18 protein-coding genes are annotated in these 20,015 nt (G+C 42.4%); 12 read left to right on the plus strand and 6 right to left on the minus strand.

The window, feature by feature from the left end; all coding sequences use genetic code 11:
• Positions 1-423: 423 nt before the first annotated feature.
• From rpmG to radC, 3 genes are all read right to left on the minus strand, one after another.
• Positions 424-579 (minus strand): 50S ribosomal protein L33, encoded by a 156-nt coding sequence (rpmG, locus tag J8L97_RS19560; protein WP_010364212.1) that lies wholly within the window; start codon positions 577-579, stop codon positions 424-426.
• A gap of 11 nt (positions 580-590) precedes the next feature.
• Positions 591-827 (minus strand): 50S ribosomal protein L28, encoded by a 237-nt coding sequence (gene rpmB, locus J8L97_RS19565; protein ID WP_010364213.1) that lies wholly within the window; start codon positions 825-827, stop codon positions 591-593.
• 273 nt (positions 828-1,100) lie between these two features.
• Entirely contained in the window at positions 1,101-1,775 is a 675-nt protein-coding gene (gene radC, locus J8L97_RS19570; RefSeq protein ID WP_192505907.1) for a RadC family protein, read from the minus strand.
• A gap of 154 nt (positions 1,776-1,929) precedes the next feature.
• On the opposite strand from radC, the gene coaBC reads away from it, so the two are divergent.
• From coaBC to J8L97_RS19610, 8 genes are all read left to right on the plus strand, one after another.
• A complete protein-coding gene (gene coaBC / locus J8L97_RS19575; RefSeq protein ID WP_211052251.1) occupies positions 1,930-3,123 on the plus strand; it encodes a bifunctional phosphopantothenoylcysteine decarboxylase/phosphopantothenate--cysteine ligase CoaBC in 1,194 nt (397 codons plus the stop codon).
• Positions 3,124-3,241: 118 nt separating this feature from the next.
• Positions 3,242-3,832 (plus strand): nucleoid occlusion factor SlmA, encoded by a 591-nt coding sequence (slmA, locus tag J8L97_RS19580; RefSeq protein WP_192505909.1) that lies wholly within the window; start codon positions 3,242-3,244, stop codon positions 3,830-3,832.
• A 217-nt stretch (positions 3,833-4,049) separates the two neighbouring features.
• Positions 4,050-6,794, plus strand: a complete 2,745-nt coding sequence (locus J8L97_RS19585; RefSeq protein WP_247688748.1) for a prolyl oligopeptidase family serine peptidase — start codon at positions 4,050-4,052, stop codon at positions 6,792-6,794.
• A 175-nt stretch (positions 6,795-6,969) separates the two neighbouring features.
• Positions 6,970-7,593: a guanylate kinase gene (gmk, locus tag J8L97_RS19590; protein ID WP_211052253.1), complete on the plus strand. Its 624-nt coding sequence runs from the start codon at positions 6,970-6,972 to the stop codon at positions 7,591-7,593.
• 90 nt (positions 7,594-7,683) lie between these two features.
• Entirely contained in the window at positions 7,684-7,959 is a 276-nt protein-coding gene (rpoZ, locus tag J8L97_RS19595; RefSeq protein WP_010364220.1) for a DNA-directed RNA polymerase subunit omega, read from the plus strand.
• Positions 7,960-8,164: 205 nt separating this feature from the next.
• On the plus strand, positions 8,165-10,267 hold the full coding sequence (spoT, locus tag J8L97_RS19600; protein WP_192505912.1) for a bifunctional GTP diphosphokinase/guanosine-3',5'-bis pyrophosphate 3'-pyrophosphohydrolase: 2,103 nt from the start codon (positions 8,165-8,167) through the stop codon (positions 10,265-10,267).
• 8 nt (positions 10,268-10,275) lie between these two features.
• Entirely contained in the window at positions 10,276-10,668 is a 393-nt protein-coding gene (locus tag J8L97_RS19605) for a RidA family protein (RefSeq protein WP_192505913.1), read from the plus strand.
• A gap of 166 nt (positions 10,669-10,834) precedes the next feature.
• Positions 10,835-12,448, plus strand: a complete 1,614-nt coding sequence (locus J8L97_RS19610; RefSeq protein ID WP_211052254.1) for a DUF342 domain-containing protein — start codon at positions 10,835-10,837, stop codon at positions 12,446-12,448.
• Between the two features lie 14 nt (positions 12,449-12,462).
• On the opposite strand, the gene asnA is transcribed toward J8L97_RS19610, so the two are convergent.
• Positions 12,463-13,461: an aspartate--ammonia ligase gene (gene asnA, locus J8L97_RS19615; protein WP_211052255.1), complete on the minus strand. Its 999-nt coding sequence runs from the start codon at positions 13,459-13,461 to the stop codon at positions 12,463-12,465.
• A gap of 187 nt (positions 13,462-13,648) precedes the next feature.
• On the opposite strand from asnA, the gene asnC reads away from it, so the two are divergent.
• The 3 genes from asnC to recG are packed head-to-tail and all read left to right on the plus strand — an operon-like array spanning position 13,649 to position 16,954.
• Positions 13,649-14,107 carry a transcriptional regulator AsnC gene (asnC, locus tag J8L97_RS19620; protein ID WP_210996484.1) on the plus strand — a complete coding sequence of 153 codons (459 nt, stop codon included), beginning with the start codon at positions 13,649-13,651 and terminating at the stop codon, positions 14,105-14,107.
• Between the two features lie 45 nt (positions 14,108-14,152).
• Entirely contained in the window at positions 14,153-14,851 is a 699-nt protein-coding gene (gene trmH, locus J8L97_RS19625; protein ID WP_211052256.1) for a tRNA (guanosine(18)-2'-O)-methyltransferase TrmH, read from the plus strand.
• A 15-nt stretch (positions 14,852-14,866) separates the two neighbouring features.
• A complete protein-coding gene (gene recG / locus J8L97_RS19630; RefSeq protein WP_211052258.1) occupies positions 14,867-16,954 on the plus strand; it encodes an ATP-dependent DNA helicase RecG in 2,088 nt (695 codons plus the stop codon).
• Positions 16,955-17,037: 83 nt separating this feature from the next.
• On the opposite strand, the gene galE is transcribed toward recG, so the two are convergent.
• Together galE and J8L97_RS19640 are read right to left on the minus strand one after the other, a co-directional pair.
• Positions 17,038-18,054, minus strand: coding sequence for a UDP-glucose 4-epimerase GalE (gene galE / locus J8L97_RS19635; RefSeq protein ID WP_211052260.1), 1,017 nt, complete (start codon positions 18,052-18,054; stop codon positions 17,038-17,040).
• Positions 18,055-18,128: 74 nt separating this feature from the next.
• The gene (locus J8L97_RS19640; RefSeq protein ID WP_211052262.1) at positions 18,129-18,992 is read right to left on the minus strand and encodes a hypothetical protein; all 864 of its coding nucleotides are present in this window, start codon (positions 18,990-18,992) and stop codon (positions 18,129-18,131) included.
• Between the two features lie 126 nt (positions 18,993-19,118).
• Here J8L97_RS19640 and J8L97_RS19645 point away from each other — a divergent pair.
• Positions 19,119-20,015, plus strand: an 897-nt coding sequence (locus J8L97_RS19645) for a phosphoribulokinase (RefSeq protein ID WP_010366600.1), incomplete at its 3' end; no start/stop codon positions are given.

The following is a 20,015-nucleotide window of genomic DNA, read 5'->3' on the forward strand; positions in this document are numbered from 1 at the left end:
TTGTTATGTCCGCTCCACCCAATTTTACTCATCAATATACCGTCCATCCAGACCAGAGCGCAATCACCTATGTACAGGCACAGCCAATGCAAAGTGATATACATATTTTAAGCTTAAATAAGAACCAATAACTAAGCTCACGTTTGGATAAGAGTTTTGGAATAGAAAATGTTTTGAAAACAAACTTACGTACAATCCAATGATGATATTTTGTTCAATATCAAAGCGCTTTTATGCAGTAATAGCGGGTTATTACAAATGAAGGCAACGCCGAGAGTGAGAAAAATAGCTTTATTGGGCAAATTTGCTTATCCAGAGCTGAGGTTAACTAGCTATACTGCGAAATGCTTAAGTGTCATCACATATCACAGAAACAAAAAACCCAGCCTAAGCTGGGTTTTTAATATTCTTTCAAAAGCAAAATTACTTGATTTTTGCTTCTTTGAAAATCACATGTTTACGAACCTTAGGATCGAACTTTTTGATTTCCATTTTTTCAGGCATGTTACGCTTGTTCTTGTCGGTAGTGTAGAAATAACCAGTACCAGCAGTAGAAACTAAACGGATCTTATCACGCATATCCCAGCTCCTTAAACTTTTTCGCCGCGAGCACGGATTTCAGTAAGAACCGCGTCGATGCCTTTTTTATCAATAATACGCATACCTTTAGTGGTAGTACGTAGTGAAACGAAACGTTTTTCGCTTTCAACCCAGAAACGGTGAGTTTGTAGGTTAGGTAGGAAGCGACGCTTAGTAGCGTTGCGCGCGTGTGAACGGTGATTACCAACCACTGGGCGCTTACCTGTAACTTGACAGACTTTAGACATGTCTATGTATCTCCAATAACTTCGCTCGAGCTTTTAATTTCCCCTTGGACAATACTGTGGCCCCAGGGTAAATCAGAGGGCGCTCTTTATACAGCATATACAGGTAGAGATCAAGGATCTGATCCTATCTAATCAGCTCATGTGTAAATTTGATAGCGGCCAATTATAATGATCGAATGCCGTTAGGGAAAGTAAAAACTGCATTTAAATTAAACTATTTTACAAAAAGGCCCACAAAGCGATGTTTTTTACAGCTTTATAGTGTCAACCCAGCTAAATTAGGCCTCTTTGCGCAAAAGAAACACACTGCTCAGCTGCAACAATCAAATGATCCAAAACCGCAATATCAACCAAAGCCAACGCTTTTTGCAATTTTTGGGTAATTAATTTGTCTGCTTGGCTTGGTTCAGCCAAGCCACTGGGATGATTGTGGGCAAAAATAATCGATGCAGCATTATGCTTTAATGCTGCTTTAACCACTTCTCTTGGGTAAACTGATGCAGCATTGATGGTGCCTCTAAACAAAATTTCATCTGTGATTAATCGATTTTGATTATCCAAATAGAGCACCATAAATACTTCATGGTCGAGTCCTCTTAGCTGTATCGTTAAATAATCATTAACTGCATTTGGTGAATCTAAAATATTGCTACGATGGCACTGCTCTTTTATATAACGCTTACTTAACTCTAGCACAGCTTGTAGTTGTACATACTTTGCTTCTCCTAGTCCTTTAAAAGCCGAGAAGTCTGCCAAGTTAGCATTAAAAAGGTTATGAAGTGATTTACTCTGCACCAATAAATAATCAGCCAGCTCAATGGCATTCATCCCTTTTATGCCGGTACGTAAAAAAATAGCAAGTAATTCTGCATCGGTTAGCCTACTGGCTCCTTGAATTAACAACTTCTCTCTTGGGCGGTCATGCTTTGGCAGCATTGTTAGTTGCATTTTCTATCCTTAGTGATGCACCTGTGTAAACAAAAGTGTAGTCAGTCATTGATGAATTTCAAAGACGCATGTACTGCTTACCTAAACAGCGCCGTTTCTGTGTGGTATCTTTAGCACCATCGTGAAATTAAATTATTCTATGGTGAGCTAAGTTATGGGCCAACCAATCAAAAATATTGTCCTCGGGATCAGTGGGGGTATCGCAGCATATAAATGTGCAGAACTTGTCAGAAGGCTGAGTGAGCGTGGCTGTCGCGTCAAAGTCGTGATGACCGAGTCAGCCAAACACTTTATTACCCCACTGACAATGCAAGCCGTATCGGCAGAGCCCGTCGCAGATTCATTACTAGACCCAAGCGCTGAAGCCGCAATGGGCCACATAGAGCTGGCAAAATGGGCTGATTTAATTTTAGTCGCTCCAGCAAGCTGTAATATTCTAGCAAAGATGGCGCAAGGTATTGCCGATGATTTACTCACCACTTTACTATTAGCCACGCCCGCCAAAGTGGCTGTTGCACCGGCAATGAATCAGCAAATGTATGCCCATGCAGCGACACAAGCAAACTTGGACACACTGCAGACACGAGGAGTCGAAATTTGGGGTCCAGGTAAAGGAGAACAAGCCTGTGGTGATATCGGTGCGGGGAGAATGCTTGAACCACTAGAACTCGTAGAACATTGCTTAACATTATCTCACGAACCACTTTTTGCAGGGAAAACCATTACCATCACTGCAGGGCCAACCAGAGAAGCGCTCGACCCGGTGCGATTCATTAGTAATCATAGTTCCGGAAAAATGGGGTATGCAATTGCACAAGCTGCACTCTCATTAGGCGCAAAAGTGAACATCATCTCTGGCCCCGTCGCCATTGCCCCCCCTTCGCACGCAAAAGTCTTCCCAATAGAAAGTGCAGAAGACATGTTAAAATCGGCCATGCATTTAGCACCTCAATCTGATATTTTTATTGGCTGTGCAGCGGTTGCAGACTATCGTGCAGCGACTATCTCAGATCAAAAAATTAAAAAACAAGGTGACGAAATCACACTCACCATGATCAAAAACCCCGACGTGATAGCACACGTGGCAGCGCTTAAAGCACAGCGCCCGTATACCGTTGGTTTCGCAGCAGAGACTCAAAATACCTCGGTCTATGCACAAGATAAACTCAAAAATAAAAACTTAGATATGATCTGTGCCAACGATGTGTCTGTGCAAGGTCTCGGGTTTAATGCAAACAACAATGCGCTCACTCTATACTGGCCTGATGATAGTCTAAATTTACCAGCTACGAGTAAACAGCAGCTGGCAATGCAACTCTTACACGCATTAGCCAAACGTCTTAAGTAAGTGGTTTTGAAAATACTGGCACGAAACTGAATAAAACATTAACATATGGATCCAAGTATATGTGTAAACAGCTTGGGGTTTGCACTGACCATAATAACGATAATATAGAGGAAGGTTCATGCCAGCGACCAAACGCAGTAACCGCAAAGAGCAAATACTTCAATCTCTCGCACAAATGTTAGAAACGAGCCCAGGTCAACGCATCACTACTGCAAAATTGGCTGCTGAGGTGGGCGTTTCAGAAGCCGCACTATATAGACACTTTCCCAGTAAAGCTCGGATGTTTGAAGGCTTGATTGAGTTTATCGAAGACACTTTACTCTCTCGTATTAATTTGATCTTAGATAATGAGAAAGAAACTCAGAGCCGTGTTTATAACATCTTGGTACTCTTACTGACATTCTCAGAAAAAAACCCAGGGATAACCCGCATCCTAACAGGTGATGCACTGCAAGGTGAACAAGAGCGTCTGCGTGAACGCGTGCAAAGTTTCTTCGAAAAGCTAGAAACACAATTTAAACAAGTGTTACGAGAGCGAAAATTACGAGAGGGTAAAACCTTTTTAATTGATGAAGCTGCTTTGGCTAATTTTTTTCTCGCCTACGTAGAAGGTAAAATGAATCAATTCGTGCGCAGCGACTTTACTGCGCGTCCCAGTCAACAATTTGAAACTCAGTGGCTTGAGCTTCAAAAGATCTGGTTAAACTAAAATGCCCTACTCACTTGAGTAATTTGAGTGAGTAGAGTATCTCCTCTTAGCTACTTTTCTCTTAAATTCACGCGTTATCGCGCCTTTAGGGTTTCTGATACTCTGTGACACGCTATCTATCTGGTTAACCTGCACGCTAAACGCACGACACTTTATTTACCCTACAAAAAAGTGCTAAAACTGACCATAAGTCTAAAAATAAAGAATATAACTCATGATGAAAGTTACTTCGTTTGCCATTGCCTCTGTGCTTTTAAGTACCGCAGCATATGGCCAGAAGCCGTTAGAATTTAAAGATGTATTTGACTTTAAGTATGCTAAAAATACACAATTGTCTGAAAATGGAGCATGGCTATCGTTTTCTGCAACCCCTTATCGTGGTGACGCTGTCGGCCATATTTATTCACTCAAAAACAATCAGCTATTAACGACCGTCGAGCGTGGGATTAAACCGCAAATCAATAAAAATGCACTTTGGGTTTCATTTACTAAAATACCGTCTTTACTAGAAACTGAAACTGCCACAAAAAAACAAAAAAAAGCACTCACGAATGATCTCGTACTCATCAATACCACCACAAAAGAACAACAAATATTCTCTAAAGTAAAAGACTATCAAGTGTCTGACGATGGTCTTTGGCTTGCATACCGTGAAGTACATCAGGACGAGCAGAAAAAGAAAGATGAAACAATAGATGCAGAGATTGCAGCAGATAAAAAAGATGAACATCACACACTGGTGATTGTAAATCTCAGTACAAACACCACACATCGTGTTGCACAAGTTGGCAAGTACGCATTAAGCCCCACAAGTCATGGTGTTATTTTTGCTACCCATAATAGTAATGGTAGTCAAAACCAAATTGGCTTTTTTCATCTGTCTAACGCTAAGCAAACACCCCTTATCAGTGAACCGGGTGTTACACTAAGTCAAGCAACATGGCATCCAACAAAGCCACTTGTCGCGTTCAATATGGGCAACTATGTAAACGACGACCCTCGCCGCCGCAATTACCAAGTAACACTCTGGAACGCTGCGACCAACACACTTAAGTCGGTAAAAAACTCTGACGGATGGTTTACGGCTAAAACAGCCAAGTTGACGTGGTCTGAACATGGGGAACGTCTGTACTTTCAAAATCGTCCCGAGCTCAACGTAAAAACCCCTGAGTTAAAGTACCTCAAGACAGCCTCACTGTATGATTATGATACTATTCGCGCTCAAAAAGGCCTAAAAATTTGGCACAATGACGATGCACAAATTAAACCTAGAGAAGTTAAAACATGGCAAGAAACCAATAAACATCGTCATTATCAAGCGGTGTACCATATAAATAATGAAAAAGTAGCGCAACTTTCCGGTCCTCAGGTTCAAGATCTCACACTGCATACGGAAGCTCAATTCTTGTTAGGAAGTGATAATACCGCCTACCTAGAAGAAATCATGTATAACGGCTTCTTCTACGACTATTACGCTGTTAATGTAAAAAATGGTGATAAAAAAAGCATTACAACGCGAACACGCTTTAAACCGTCACTCTCACCAACAGGTCAATTTGCGGCATACTTTCAAAACCAGCAAATTTGGCTCAAAGACTTGAGCACGAATACCCGTACATCGCTCACTCATAATATTAATCATGCTATTTTTGCCGATGATAAACATGATTACCCCAGTGAACAAGCTGGCTATAAATTCGCAGGATGGCAACTGGATGGTAAAACGCTATACGCCTACAGCAAATATGATATTTGGGCCTTTGACGTAACCACAAACACAGCCGCTCGCTTAACTCAAGGCAGAGAAACCAAAACACAGTATCGTGTGCGTCATCTTGACAAGTTAGCTACTGGTTTTACACCGGGTCAAACGCTTACATTAAGTGCCCATAACTTGAATAATAAGCAAACGCACATTGCAACTCTATCGTTAAAAGATAATAAACTCACTACTGTGCTCAGTGATGCCGCGCGTTTTGATGTGCTAAAAAAAGCCAAACATAGCGATACATTACTCTTTACCAAACAAAGTTATCATGAGTTCCCGGATATCTGGCAAACCAATAGTACCTGTCTTAATCCGAAAAAAGTCACTAATCTTAATCCTCAAGCCGCTAAATTCTCATGGGGTCAAAAGCCTGAACTTATCAAGTACAAAGGGTACAATGGTGAAGACTTACAAGGCGTATTAATCAAGCCTGAAAATTACCGGGCAGGCGACAAACTGCCGGTGGTGATTTATTTCTACCGTTATATGAGCCAACGCATGTATGACTTTCCAAAAATGGAGCTAAATCATCGCCCTAATTTCCCAATGTTCACTTCTAATGGTTACGCAATATTTTTGCCTGATATTCGATTTGAAATTGGCAAACCAGGTCCATCTTCTACACAAACTATGATTAACGCAGCACAAAAGCTCATTGATATCGGGGTTGCGCACCCTGATAAAATAGGATTACAAGGCCATTCTTGGGCTGGCTATCAAAGTGCGTATATGATCACACAAACCGATATGTTTAAAGCCGTTGTGTCTGGTGCACCAGTGACCAATATGACATCCGCATATAGTGGTATAAGACTGAAATCAGGCCTCGCACGGCAGTTTCAATACGAAACCGGTCAAAGCCGTATAGGTAAGCCGTTACATCAAGCGCTCGATTTATACATTGAAAACTCCCCTGTCTTTTTTGCGGACAAAGTCAACACCCCTATTTTAATGATGTTTGGTGACAAAGATGGCGCCGTACCTTGGCAAGAAGGTATTCAATATTATTTAGCATTACGACGTTTGGGAAAAGATGCCACTTTCTTGCAATATGAAGGTGAGCCTCACCATTTGAAGCAATTTCCTAATCAAGTCGATTTCTCAATTCGTATGATGGAGTATTACGACCATCATCTAAAAGGACACCCCGCCGCCGATTGGATTTCCAACGGAAGTCCCTATCAGAGCGAATAACCATTCGCCGGTGCTTCTAGTTATTTAGAAGCACCTTTGTGGCGTTGCGTCACCTCAAAAGCGTTGAATTCATATGCACCGCTGGTAACTCAAGCCAGTAAAGTTTAAAATACCTGACTCTATTAATTTTCATGGGCAGGTCACGGCATCTGCTCAAATAAACTGGCGATTGACGATGACCGAAACAGCTCGCGGTAACTTATTTATTTTATCAGCCCCATCAGGTGCTGGGAAATCAAGCCTGATCAAAGCATTACTAGATAAACATAATGACGTGAAAGTCTCTGTTTCTCATACCACCCGCAACCCTCGACCGGGTGAAAACAACGCCGAACATTACCATTTCGTAAATGTTGAGCAATTCAAATCACTCATCGAGAAAAATGATTTTTTTGAATGGGCGCAAGTGTTTGAAAACTATTACGGTACTTCAAAAGCCGCCATCGAGCAGCAACTCGCCGCTGGTATCGATGTGTTCTTAGACATTGATTGGCAAGGTGCACAACAAGTCAGAAAGCTCATGCCTGAGGTTAAAACCATTTTCATTTTACCTCCATCAAAAACTGAATTAGAGCAACGCTTAAATAATCGTGGGCAAGACTCACAAGAAGTTATCGCCAGTCGAATGGCACAAGCCAAATCAGAAAGCTCACACTATAGCGAATTTGACTACGTGCTCATAAATGATGACTTTGCAGCAACACTAAAGCAACTTGAACACATAGTCATCGCAGCTCGATTAGAGCTAAAGGCACAAAATATTCGTTACCAGTCACTCATTTCTGATCTTTTAAAGTAAAATAGAGATAAATTTTAACCACCCACTTGGCGAAATGGCTTGTGTGCAGTAAACTAGCCTTTTGGAAATGAATAACTTTGGAGTGCTTCGATGGCTCGCGTAACTGTAGAAGATGCAGTAGATGCAATTGGTAACCGTTTTGATTTAATCTTGGTAGCAGCGCGTCGCGCTCGTCAAATCGCTGTAGGTGGTAAAGATCCTATGGTTGATCCTGAAAACGACAAACCAACGGTTATCGCTTTGCGTGAAATTGAAAAGGGCTTGGTTGACAGCTCTTCACTTGATTTAATTGATCGTGAAGAACAACAAAACCAAGAAGCAGCTGAACTTGCAGCTGTAGCAGCAATTGTTGGCGGAAACAGCTAATAACCTGCAACAAAAATACGACAATGCCAGCACTTTTTGCTGGCATTGCTGTTTTTATTAAACAAAAATTACTTTCGATTACCTTGAATCCCTCATACTTTTATTTATGTAATCACCATAAAGTCCCAACTAGCCGTTGGTTTATCTTGAAATTCATCGTATATTCGTAACATATCTATTACTTCACTGGAACATCGGAGTGTGAATGTACCTTTTTGAAGGCCTAAAAAAGAAAATCTCTGAGTATTTACTTCCTGCTGACGTTGAGCTCGTGCAAAAAGCTTACGTTGTAGCCCGTGAGGCACATGAAGGACAAACTCGCTCAAGTGGTGAGCCTTATATTACTCACCCTGTTGAAGTAACCCAAATTCTTGCAGGAATGCGCCTTGATCATGAAACGCTCATGGCCGCGTTAATGCATGACGTTATTGAAGACACTGATTTTAGTCAACAAGACCTTGCTGAGATATTTGGTAATACCGTCGCTGAATTAGTCGAAGGTGTAAGTAAGCTTGATAAGTTAAGCTTCAAAGATAAAAAAGAATTCCAAGCTGAAAACTATCGAAAAATGATCATGGCAATGACACAAGACATTCGTGTCATTTTGATTAAGCTGGCTGATCGTACTCATAATATGCGAACTTTGGGAGCATTACGCCCAGACAAACGCCGCCGAATTGCGAGAGAAACGTTAGAAATATTTGCCCCGATTGCTAATCGTTTAGGTATTCACGATATCAAGAACGAATTAGAAGATTTAGGGTTTCAAGCGCTTTACCCAATGCGTCACAGAGCACTGAAATCGGAAGTTGCGAAAGCACGTGGTAATCGAAAAGAAGTCATCAGTAATATACAAACTGAAATTGAAAGCCGCTTAAAAGAATCCGGTATTGAAGCGTCGGTTAGTGGCAGAGAAAAACATCTCTATAGTATTTATCGAAAAATGTTAAACAAAGAATTATTGTTTAATGAAGTCATGGATATCTACGCATTTCGCATTAATGTAAACAGTATGGATACTTGCTATCGCGTATTAGGTGTAGCACATAATCTCTACAAGCCGATAGAAACACGATTTAAAGATTATATCGCAGTACCGAAAACCAATGGTTATCAATCACTGCACACGTCACTCGTCGGCCCTCATGGGATCCCTGTAGAGATCCAAATACGAACACTCGATATGGATCAAATGGCAGATATGGGGGTCGCGGCCCATTGGATGTATAAAAAATCTGGTGACAGCGCAGGCAATACGGCACAACAGCGCGCACGTCAATGGATGCAGAGCTTACTGGAGCTTCAACAAAGTGCCGGTTCATCATTTGAATTTGTGGAAAACGTCAAAACAGAGCTCTTTCCTGAAGAAATTTATGTTTTCACGCCTGATGGCCGTATTGTAGAGCTACCAATGGGTGCAACAGCTGTTGATTTTGCTTATGCAGTGCATACCGATGTAGGTAATACCTGTGTTGGCGCCCGAGTAAACCGCAAACCTTACCCACTCAGTAAGGCACTAGACACAGGGCAAACGGTTGAAGTAATTACCAGCTCTGGTGCTCACCCTAATGCCACTTGGTTAAACTTTATCGTCACCGGTAAGGCACGACTTGGTGTGCGAAATTACCTTCAGAGTCAACATCAAGAAGAAGCTATATTGCTAGGCCGCCGATTGCTCGATTCAGCGTTAGGCGAGCAAAAGCTCGATGATATCGCCCCTGAACAAGTCGACTTGGTACTTGAAGAACAAAACCTTTCTAGTTTGCTGGAACTGCTGGTTGAAATTGGCAGTGGTAATATCATGAGTGTGCTCGTTGCAAAAAGATTATTGCAAGCAGAGGAAGGACTTGAAAATATAGCACAACAAGCCAAAGCCGCGATCATCGGTACTGAAGGCATGCTTGTGAATTACTCCAAGTGTTGTCGCCCTGTACCTGGCGATGCAATTACCGCGTATGTAAGCCAAGGCAAAGGATTGACGGTTCACCGCCAAGAATGTAAAAACATTAAAGGATGGCAAAGTGAGCGTTCAAAATATGTCATCGTAAAATGGGAAGATAACCCAGAAAAAGAATACATCGCCGCCTTGCGTGTAGAAATTATTAATCATCAGGGTGCATTAGCTAAACTAACCAACGTAGTTGCAACAACCAATGCTAATATCGTGGAAATTGCAACAGATGAAAAAGAAAGCAATTTGTACATCATTGATTTAGGTGTCACTGTAAAGGATAGAATACATGTCGCTAATATTATGCGTCGTATTCGCGTGATGCCTGATGTACAACGTGTATATCGGAAAAAGTAGGACACACAATGAATAAAGTGATTATTTCCACAGATCAAGCTCCGGCTGCTATCGGTACTTACAATCAAGCAGTTAAAGTAGGTACTGCGGTTTATTTATCAGGACAGATCCCACTCGTGCCTGAAACAATGGAAGTTATTTCTGAAGACTTTGCAGAACAAGCACAACAGGTATTCAAAAATTTAACGGCTGTGTGCGAAGCCTCAGGCGGTCAATTACAAGACATGGTGAAAGTTAATATTTTCCTCACGGACCTCAGTAATTTTGCAACCGTAAATGAAATAATGAGCCAGCACTTTGCAACGCCATACCCTGCTCGCGCAGCCATTGGTGTACGCGAGTTACCAAAAGGTGTACAAATTGAAATTGATGGAATTATGGAATTACCGTCAACAAATTAATTTGTGTATGAATGAAAAACCCACCTTTTGGTGGGTTTTTTATTGCCGGAACTTTGACCTTAAGCACTTGACTACATACTATTAATTTAGCACTCTGTGAATATCCAATGATTTGTTCAATGTTTGAGCTAATCTCTCACAATAATAACAGTAAAGGATGATACTCGTGTTTAAATTGGCACATAATGGCAATATCCTTCTAAATATCGCGGAACTTAATCCGCCCAGCGCTGCATTTATTGTGGAAGCGCTTGAACGCTCACCTTATGCTGATTGTGCAGTCGATCATGAATCTATCAAAGCGCATTTCACTAACGAATATCCTGAGCAACAACTTGTGGTTGCCAAGCAACATGATGCTTGCTTTTCAGTGCAAGTTTCTGACGATCAAATGCAAGCCATTGGTAATTTAACGACAGCCCAAGGGGGTAAGTCGGTTACTATTGAAGATGCAAAAAAAGAAATTGTCAAAGCAGGTGTCAGTAGAGGCTATAAACAAGCTTATCTAGAACAAATCCTTACCAAGCAACTTGAATTAGAACCTGGGGTTGAAGTCTCAGGTATCGTAGCACAAGGCCGCCCATCTGTAGATGGACAACCAGCAAAACTAATACAGCATGTGCAAACCGTAAAAGAAAGACTCAAACAGCCTAAACTAAGAGAAGATGGTACGGTTGATATGCGTGATTTTGGGGCACTAACAAGCGTAGCACCAGGGACAGTCTTAATTACGCAACGCCCAGCCACACCTGGCAAAGAAGGCTTTAATGTCGTCGGAGATTCCATCATTCCACTGCCTGGTGAATCTTTTCAACTGATGGCAGGTGAAGGCACACAAATATCACCAGCGAATCCTCTTGAACTCGTTGCCACTATTGCAGGCTGCCCTTCCAGTATTCAAAATGGCATGCGAGTAGATGATGTATTTACCATTGGTGAAGTCAACGTACGAAGCGGGCATGTCGATTTTAATGGCAGTGTTATCGTTACTCAAGGCGTTGCCCCCGGTATGAAAGTCACGGCTAAAGGTGACATTACAGTGATGGGTTCTGTTGAATCTGGAGAGTTAAAAAGCGGTGGTAGCATAGAGGTCAAGCAAGCCGTGATAGGCCACCTTGACCATAAAAATAATGACGAAGGGCTCACTTGCCGACTGATTGCTGAAGGAGATATTCATCTCTCTCACGGCCAATATACCTATATAGAAGCCGACAACGTCTTCATTGATAGGCAAAGTAACCACTGCGATATAAAAGCCAACAAGCTCATTCAAGTCGGTATTGATGAACACCCGAAAGGGAAGCTGCTCGGTGGAGAAATATTAGATGCTAAAATGGTCATTGCTGGAGAGATAGGCAGTGAATCTGGCGCTAAAATGTCTATATACTTAGCCCGTAGTGGGATGAAAATAACGAAAGAATCAGATGATTGTTTAAAAGCACTTAGCCAAACTGATGATCAGTTAAACACACTACAACAAGCAATCGAAAAAGCTGATATGCTAAAAGATGTAGAAAAGAAAAAGCAGCTGATGGCAAAAATAGGTGCAACCCAGCAACATTATTGCCATCAAGCTGAAGAACTAGAACAACAACTCTCACAACTCGAATTAAACTTACATGACTTACTTGAACAAACAAAGTTAACAGCAAATCAAGCCCTTAACCCTGGGGTCGAGATCCATATATTTGATAGAGTGTATAAAACCAATCGAAGTTATCCACCCTGTACTGCTAGTTTACAAGATGGAAAAATCGAGATTGATTTCAAAACAAGTTAATTCGTACCCTGTTATTATTTAAGTATTCCTTCCACTTGCGTAACGATGTCATTCGTCCAGACACCCACCTGCACCTGCGCAATATGCTGTTTTTGTAATAACAACATAACTAAACGTGACTGTCCGATGCCTCCCCCAATGGTTTGCGGCATATCACCCGCTACCAATTGTTGGTGCCAGTCATGTGCTAAACGCGCTCTATCCTGAGTTATTTCCAGTTGACGTTTTAAAGCTTCAGGGCACACTCGAATACCCATTGAAGAAATCTCAAATGCATCTTCTAAAATAGGGTTCCAAACTAAAATATCACCATTTAAGCCACTGTATTTATCACAGGTTGGTGTCGACCAATCATCATAATCAGGCGCACGAACATCATGAATTTTACCATCACTCAATGCACCGCCAATGCCTATGAGAAATACTGCGCCATATTCTTGGGCTATGGCTTTTTCACGTTGTTTCGCAGTAAAGTCTGGGTACATTTTCAGTAAATCTTCACTGTGTACAAATGTAATTGATTCAGGTAAGAATGGCGTTAACCCAAACTGGCTCGCAACGCTTTGCTCAGTCGACTTAATAGCCTCATATAACTCGGTGACAGTTTGCTTTAAACCCGCTAAAGAACGATCTACTTCGGTGCTAATTACTTTTTCCCAGTCCCACTGGTCTACATATACTGAGTGAATAGGTGAGAGCCTATCTTCATCCGGGCGCAGTGCCTTCATATGCGTATAAAGTCCCTCTCCAATTGCAAAGCCATAATCACCAAGTGTTTTGCGCTTCCATTTCGCCAATGAATGAACCACTTCGAAGTGTGCATCAGGGATCGCTTTAACCGACACTGAAACAGCTTTTTCGGTGCCACTTAAGTTATCTTGAATGCCATCACCGACTTTAGCCAAAATAGGTGCTTGCACTTCCATTAAACCTAAACGGCTTTCTAACTGTTCAGAAAAAATACGTTTTACGCTGCTAATTTGTTGCTGTGTTTGCTGATAAGTTGTTTTCATAACCGGACCTCATTCCCAATTTAAACCTGTTGAATTTTTATTGCCCTGCTCTGCATGGCTTAAACACATCGTCAACAAAATCGAACCAAAAATCAACATGCCTCAACAAAAATAACAAAAGCCTATATTAATACCCAAAAAATACCGTTATATTTTATATAATCAATAAAAAACAGTGGTAAATATATTGGAAAATTATCAAATCGATAATCTCGATAAATCCATTTTGAATGCACTCATGGACAATGCAAGGGCTGCGTATGCAGAATTGGCCAAGCGTTTTGATGTAAGTGCAGGAACCATTCATGTTCGTGTAGAAAAAATGAAGCAGGCAGGGATAATTCAAGGCACTCGCGTCACCATAAATCCTAAAAAGTTAGGCTTCGATGTGTGCTGCTTTATTGGCGTCAACTTGAAACATGCTAGAGATTACCCTGATACAATAATGCAGTTAGAAGGTTTTGAAGAAGTTGTAGAAGCCTATTACACCACAGGTAATTACAGTATTTTCATCAAGGTAATGACACGCTCCATCGAACACTTACAAGATGTATTGATCAATAAAATTCAAACTATTGAAGCCATTCAATCAACAGAAACCTTGATCTCACTGCAAAACCCTATCGCCCGTGAAGTTAACCCATAATTTCGGTATAATCGCCAAAATTTTGATTCTGTGAGCAGTATAACGATGGACAATAAACGCTACCATCGCGTGAAACGCGTCTTAGATAGGCGACAAACTGATTTAACCGTCTGTTTAGATGAGGTACATAAACATCATAACCTATCAGCAATCGTGCGTACTGCTGATGCAGTCGGGTGTCACCATGTCCATGCTGTTTGGCCACAAGAGCAGCGCCGCTTAACAAACAATACCTCTGGAGGCAGTAAAAACTGGGTAGAAACCCATATGCACGATGACATTCATGATGCCGTCGGCGCCATTAGAGCGCAAAACCCAGACATTCAAATACTGGCTACTAACCTCAGCGACAGTGCGGTCGATTTCAGGGAAATTGATTACACCAAGCCTACCGCAATTATCGTCGGTCAAGAACGTACGGGTATATCAGATGATGCTTTGGCACATGCCGATCAACACATCGTGATCCCGATGGAAGGCATGGTGCAATCGTTAAATGTATCGGTGGCTGCTGCACTCATTTTATATGAAGCACAAAGACAACGAGAAGCCGCTGGCTGCTATCAACGTAATGATATGCTTGATGAAAGTATTAAACATCGCTTATTGTTTGAGGGCTGTCACCCGATTATCGCTGAGCGCTGCGTGGAAAAAGGCTTACCTTACCCTGAGTTAGATGACGATGGCGAAATTGTTGCAGATGAAACCTTTTGGAACACGCTTAAGTTTAGCAACCCCAAATAAATAACAAGGAAAAGTATGTCGAACCCCACTCTATCAAGCTACCCAATCACTGAGTTAAAAGGTGTCGGCCCTAAAGTGGCTGAAAAACTGGCTAAGTTGGGTATTCGTAGTGTCCAAGATATGCTTTTTCATTTACCGCTGCGCTACGAAGACAGGGCCAGAACATACTCAATCGCACAATTGAGTGCCCATAGCCATGTGAGCATTGAAGCGGAAATAGAACATGCACAAATTACCATTGGCAAACGTCGCATGTTGGTCTGCCAAGTCAATGACGGCACTGGCCGTTTAACGCTGCGGTTTTTTAACTTTAACGCCGCACAAAAAAATGCCATGGCGACGGGAAAAATCATTCGCTGCTTTGGTGAAGTACGCAGGGGCCGCGCAGGCTTTGAAATGGCACACCCTGAATACAGTATTAGAGAGTGTCAAAGTGAACCATTAGACCCTGAACTAAGCACCTTAACAGCGGTTTACCCTACCACTGAAGGGCTGAAACAGCTCAGTATTCGGTCTATCGCTAATAAAGCTCTGGCCCTATTAGAAAAGTATCAAATAGAAGAGTACTTACCCAGTCAATATCGCCCCTCACAACTGAGTGTCACTGAGGCGGTACTTCTGCTACACAGGCCGCCGCAAGACATTAACCTCACCGAACTTGAACTAGGTCAGCACCCTGCCCAGCAGCGTCTGGCATTTGAAGAATTGCTGGCACAAAATCTCAGTTTGTTACAGTTAAGACAAAAAGGCCAAGCCGTTAAAGCAGTGCCTTTACCACCAACGAATACATTCGAATCCCTATTTTTGGCTGAGTTGCCTTTTTCACCTACCAATGCACAAAGCCGTGTTGTGGCAGAAATTAAACAAGACTTACAACAGCCATTTCCGATGATGCGACTCGTGCAAGGCGATGTTGGCTCTGGTAAAACCTTGGTTGCAGCCCTTGCGGCACTCACCGCAATTGCCAAAGGGTATCAAGTGGCCTTAATGGCCCCCACCGAAATACTGTCAGAACAACATGGTATTAACTTTACCGCTTGGTTTACTCAGCTTGGTATTGAAGTGGTTTGGCTCGGCGGTAAAACTAAAGGCAAAGAGCGTGAAAAAGTACTGGAGCAAATTAGTTCTGGTAAAGCGCAAATGGTCATTGGTACCCATGCATTATTTCAAGAACAAGTGCAGTTTTATAACCTTGCATTGATCATCATTGATGAACAACATCGTTTTGGTGTTCATCAACGACTCGCATTACGTGAGAAAGGGAAATTTAATGACTGTTACCCCCACCAGCTAGTCATGACTGCGACACCAATTCCTCGTACCTTGGCAATGACCGCTTATGCCGACTTAGAAACCTCAGTCATAGATGAACTGCCGCCAGGGCGAACCCCGATCATGACGGTTGCCGTGCCTGATACACGCCGAGAGCAAGTCATCGAGCGTGTAAAAAAAGCCTGTGTAGACGATAACCGCCAAGTATATTGGGTCTGCACACTCATTGATGAATCAGAAGCATTGCAATGCCAAGCTGCTGAAGATACCGCACAACAGCTCACTGAATTATTGCCTGAACTCAAAATTGCCTTAGTGCACGGCAGAATGAAAGCCAAAGAAAAACAAGAGATCATGGCAGCCTTTAAACGCGGTGACACACACGTTTTAGTGGCTACCACGGTTATAGAGGTCGGTGTAGATGTCCCAAACGCCAGCCTGATTATCATTGAAAACCCAGAAAGACTAGGATTAGCACAATTACACCAATTGCGTGGTCGAGTGGGCCGAGGGGCCATCGCATCCCACTGCCTACTTTTGTATCATGCTCCTTTATCTGTCACTGCACAAAAGCGCTTAGGCGTGTTACGTGATAGTAATGACGGGTTTGTTATTGCTGAACGTGATTTAGAAATTCGCGGCCCAGGAGAAGTACTTGGGACTAAACAAACTGGCCTTGCAGAATTTAAAATTGCCGATTTAAACCGCGACAAAGCCTTATTGAATCAGGTACGCCCACTGGCATTTACGCTGATGAAAAGCCACCCTGATATGATTGAGCCCTTAGTCAGACGCTGGCTTGGTGCCAAGTCTGAACTGGCCATGGCATAACCTCGTCAATTAGAATAAAACTATCAAAAATGAAAAGCCCTAATATGGGGCTTTATTTGAATTGTCGACCTGCAAAAATACGCTTATGCGCTATAGCCTTGTGGATTACCACTTTGCCAGCGCCATGTATCTTGCATCATCTCGTCAATACCACGCTCAGCTTGCCAGTTAAGTTCCGTACGAGCTTTCTCTGGAGCTGCATAGCATGCCGCGATATCACCTTCTCTACGCGGTGAAATCGTATAAGGCACCGCTTTATCAGACGCAGTTTCAAATGCCTGCACCATCTGTAACACTGAATAGCCATTGCCTGTGCCTAAATTATAAATATGCACGCCACTATGACGGCTTATGTGTGTCAGCGCTTTTAAATGCCCTAAAGCCAAATCAACCACGTGAATGTAATCGCGCACGCCCGTGCCATCCACCGTGTCATAGTCGTTGCCAAACACCCCTAGGCTTTCTAGCTTACCTACGGCAACTTGTGCAATATACGGCAGCAAATTATTCGGGATACCGTTAGGGTCTTCGCCAATACGACCAGATTCATGTGCCCCAACGGGGTTAAAGTAACGCAATATAGCAAATGCCCAACGCGGGTCTGACTTCGCCACATCTTGTAAAACCATTTCAACCATTAATTTAGATGTACCATAGGGGTTAGTCGTGCCCCCCACTGGGAAATCTTCACGAATTGGTAAACTCGCAGGATCGCCATATACCGTCGCCGACGAACTAAACACCAACTTAAATACGCCAGCATCCCGCATCGTATCCAGTAAGGTTAATGTGCCCTGTACGTTGGTTTGATAATACTCAACCGGCTTACGAACAGACTCACCTACCGCCTTTAAGCCTGCAAAATGAATAACCTGATCAATCGTATGCTGTTGAAAAACGTTATCTAGAAAAGCTTTATCTAAAATATCACCTTGATGAAATACTACGTCTTTACCCGTGATATCTTTCACACGGGTGAGCGACTCTGAAGATGAATTACACAGATTATCAACCACCACAACCTGCTCACCTTCATTCAAAAGCTCTAAAACAGTATGTGATCCGATATACCCTGCACCACCTGTAACTAAAATAGCCATACCTTGCCTTATCTTTATCATTCATGATACTTGCTGCGTATTTTAGACAACAAGCCTGCTTTTTTCAGCAATAATTAACGCTTCTTACAAACAAATGCCATTTTCCCGGCACGGTAACTCAATCGTGTTACCTGTGTTTTGCAATACTGGGTTAAGTTCATCCATTGAGACACCACTTTAGGAGAAGTGATAGAGCGTGTGTAAATTCGATTATTCAACGCATAGGCAACGGTGTCATAATCTAACCAGGTGTAATCTCGCACTGGTTTAGGTAACACAAAATGTGATGTCACCAATTCTGTTTTTGGTGAATAAGTTGCCAGCCATAGCTGATTATTTTTATTGTAAGTAAATGAATAAACCTGCTTGGCTTTATTAAACGCTAAGCTTCTATCAATGTCTTTAGCAACTAACTTAGGTAAATGACCATTGGTATCTGTGAAGTGCAGTTCATGTGGCGTGCCCAACACAAATAACATCACATCTTGCTGTTCACCCCACACGTGATAACCCACAGGGTCTATATGTGCCAATAAAGGCGATGCTTTACGAGCACTATCAAATGGATAAAACCAAAGCCGCTGCTTACCTGTACTTTCAACCACAATGGTTGATAGGCCGTCATCGTGAGGGTATAAAGTCGGTGAATATTCCGAGACGGGGGAATTTGTGAGGTTACGCGTTTGCTGCGTGGTAAAGTCATAGAAAAACAAGTCTGTTTGACTGCCCTCTTGAGTGCTTAACTCTTTGGTGAAATACACGCCGCCATCGGTTGTAAGTGGCTGGTTATGGTAACTACCATCCGATGTAATGGCTTTCACTTTAACACCTTGCGCCGTTTTTTCAGCCACAAACAATTGGCTACTTGGCATGGCTGAAATGGCATGCATACTGATAAATGCACACCACAGTGTACTGATAAAAACTAGAACCTTCATAATATTCCCTGTCTTTTTTGCCTATGATAACCACTTGCTAAACAAAGCACAAAGCTTGCTATCTTGCCGGCATCAGGTAACATCAATTTCACAAACGTTCCCAATTACTGAGTTCATGAGGCGAATATGTCGCAAAAACATCCGATAATAGCCATTACAGGTAGCTCAGGTGCAGGAACAACGACCACCACCAATGCTATCAAGCATATCTTTCGTAGTCTTGATGCCAATGCTGCATTGATTGAAGGGGACAGCTTTCACCGTTATACCCGCCCAGAAATGGATAAGCTCAAACGCGAAGCATTACAAGAAGGTAAACACATCAGCTACTTTGGCAAAGAAGCCAATGACTTTTGTGCACTAGAGGAGCTCTTTGACAATTATGGTCAGCTCGGTGAAGGCCGTGTTCGCCGGTATTTGCATACTTTTGATGATGCCGTTCCGTATAATCAGCTACCCGGCACATTTACGCCCTACCAGCAGCTTGATAAAAATACCGATGTGCTTTTTTATGAGGGCCTTCATGGCGGCGTAGTAACACAAGAACATGACGTTGCTAAACACGTCGATTTACTTATCGGTATGGTGCCAATTATCAACCTTGAGTGGATCCAAAAAATGATCCGTGACACCAACGAACGAGGTCATTCACGCGAAGCCGTGATGAGCTCGATTGTGCGCAGTATGGATGATTACATTACCCACATCACCCCCCAATTCTCACGTACCCATATCAACTTTCAACGAGTGCCGACTGTCGACACGTCAAACCCATTTAGCGCTAAAGATATTCCCTCTTTAGATGAAAGTTTTGTGGTGATCCGCTTTCGTGGTATCGACGACGTTAATTTCCCCTATTACCTGCAAATGATAGAAGGCAGCTTTATGTCAAGAATGAACACCCTTGTCGTACCAGGTGGGAAAATGGGCTTAGCAATGGAGCTGGTATTAACTCCGCTTATCAAAGATCTATTACTCAAAAAACGCGCCTTAGAAAGCATGGTACAAGTCGACTTGCCTATT

The organism is Pseudoalteromonas sp. MMG012 (assembly GCF_018100875.1).
Taxonomy (GTDB): domain Bacteria; phylum Pseudomonadota; class Gammaproteobacteria; order Enterobacterales; family Alteromonadaceae; genus Pseudoalteromonas; species Pseudoalteromonas aurantia.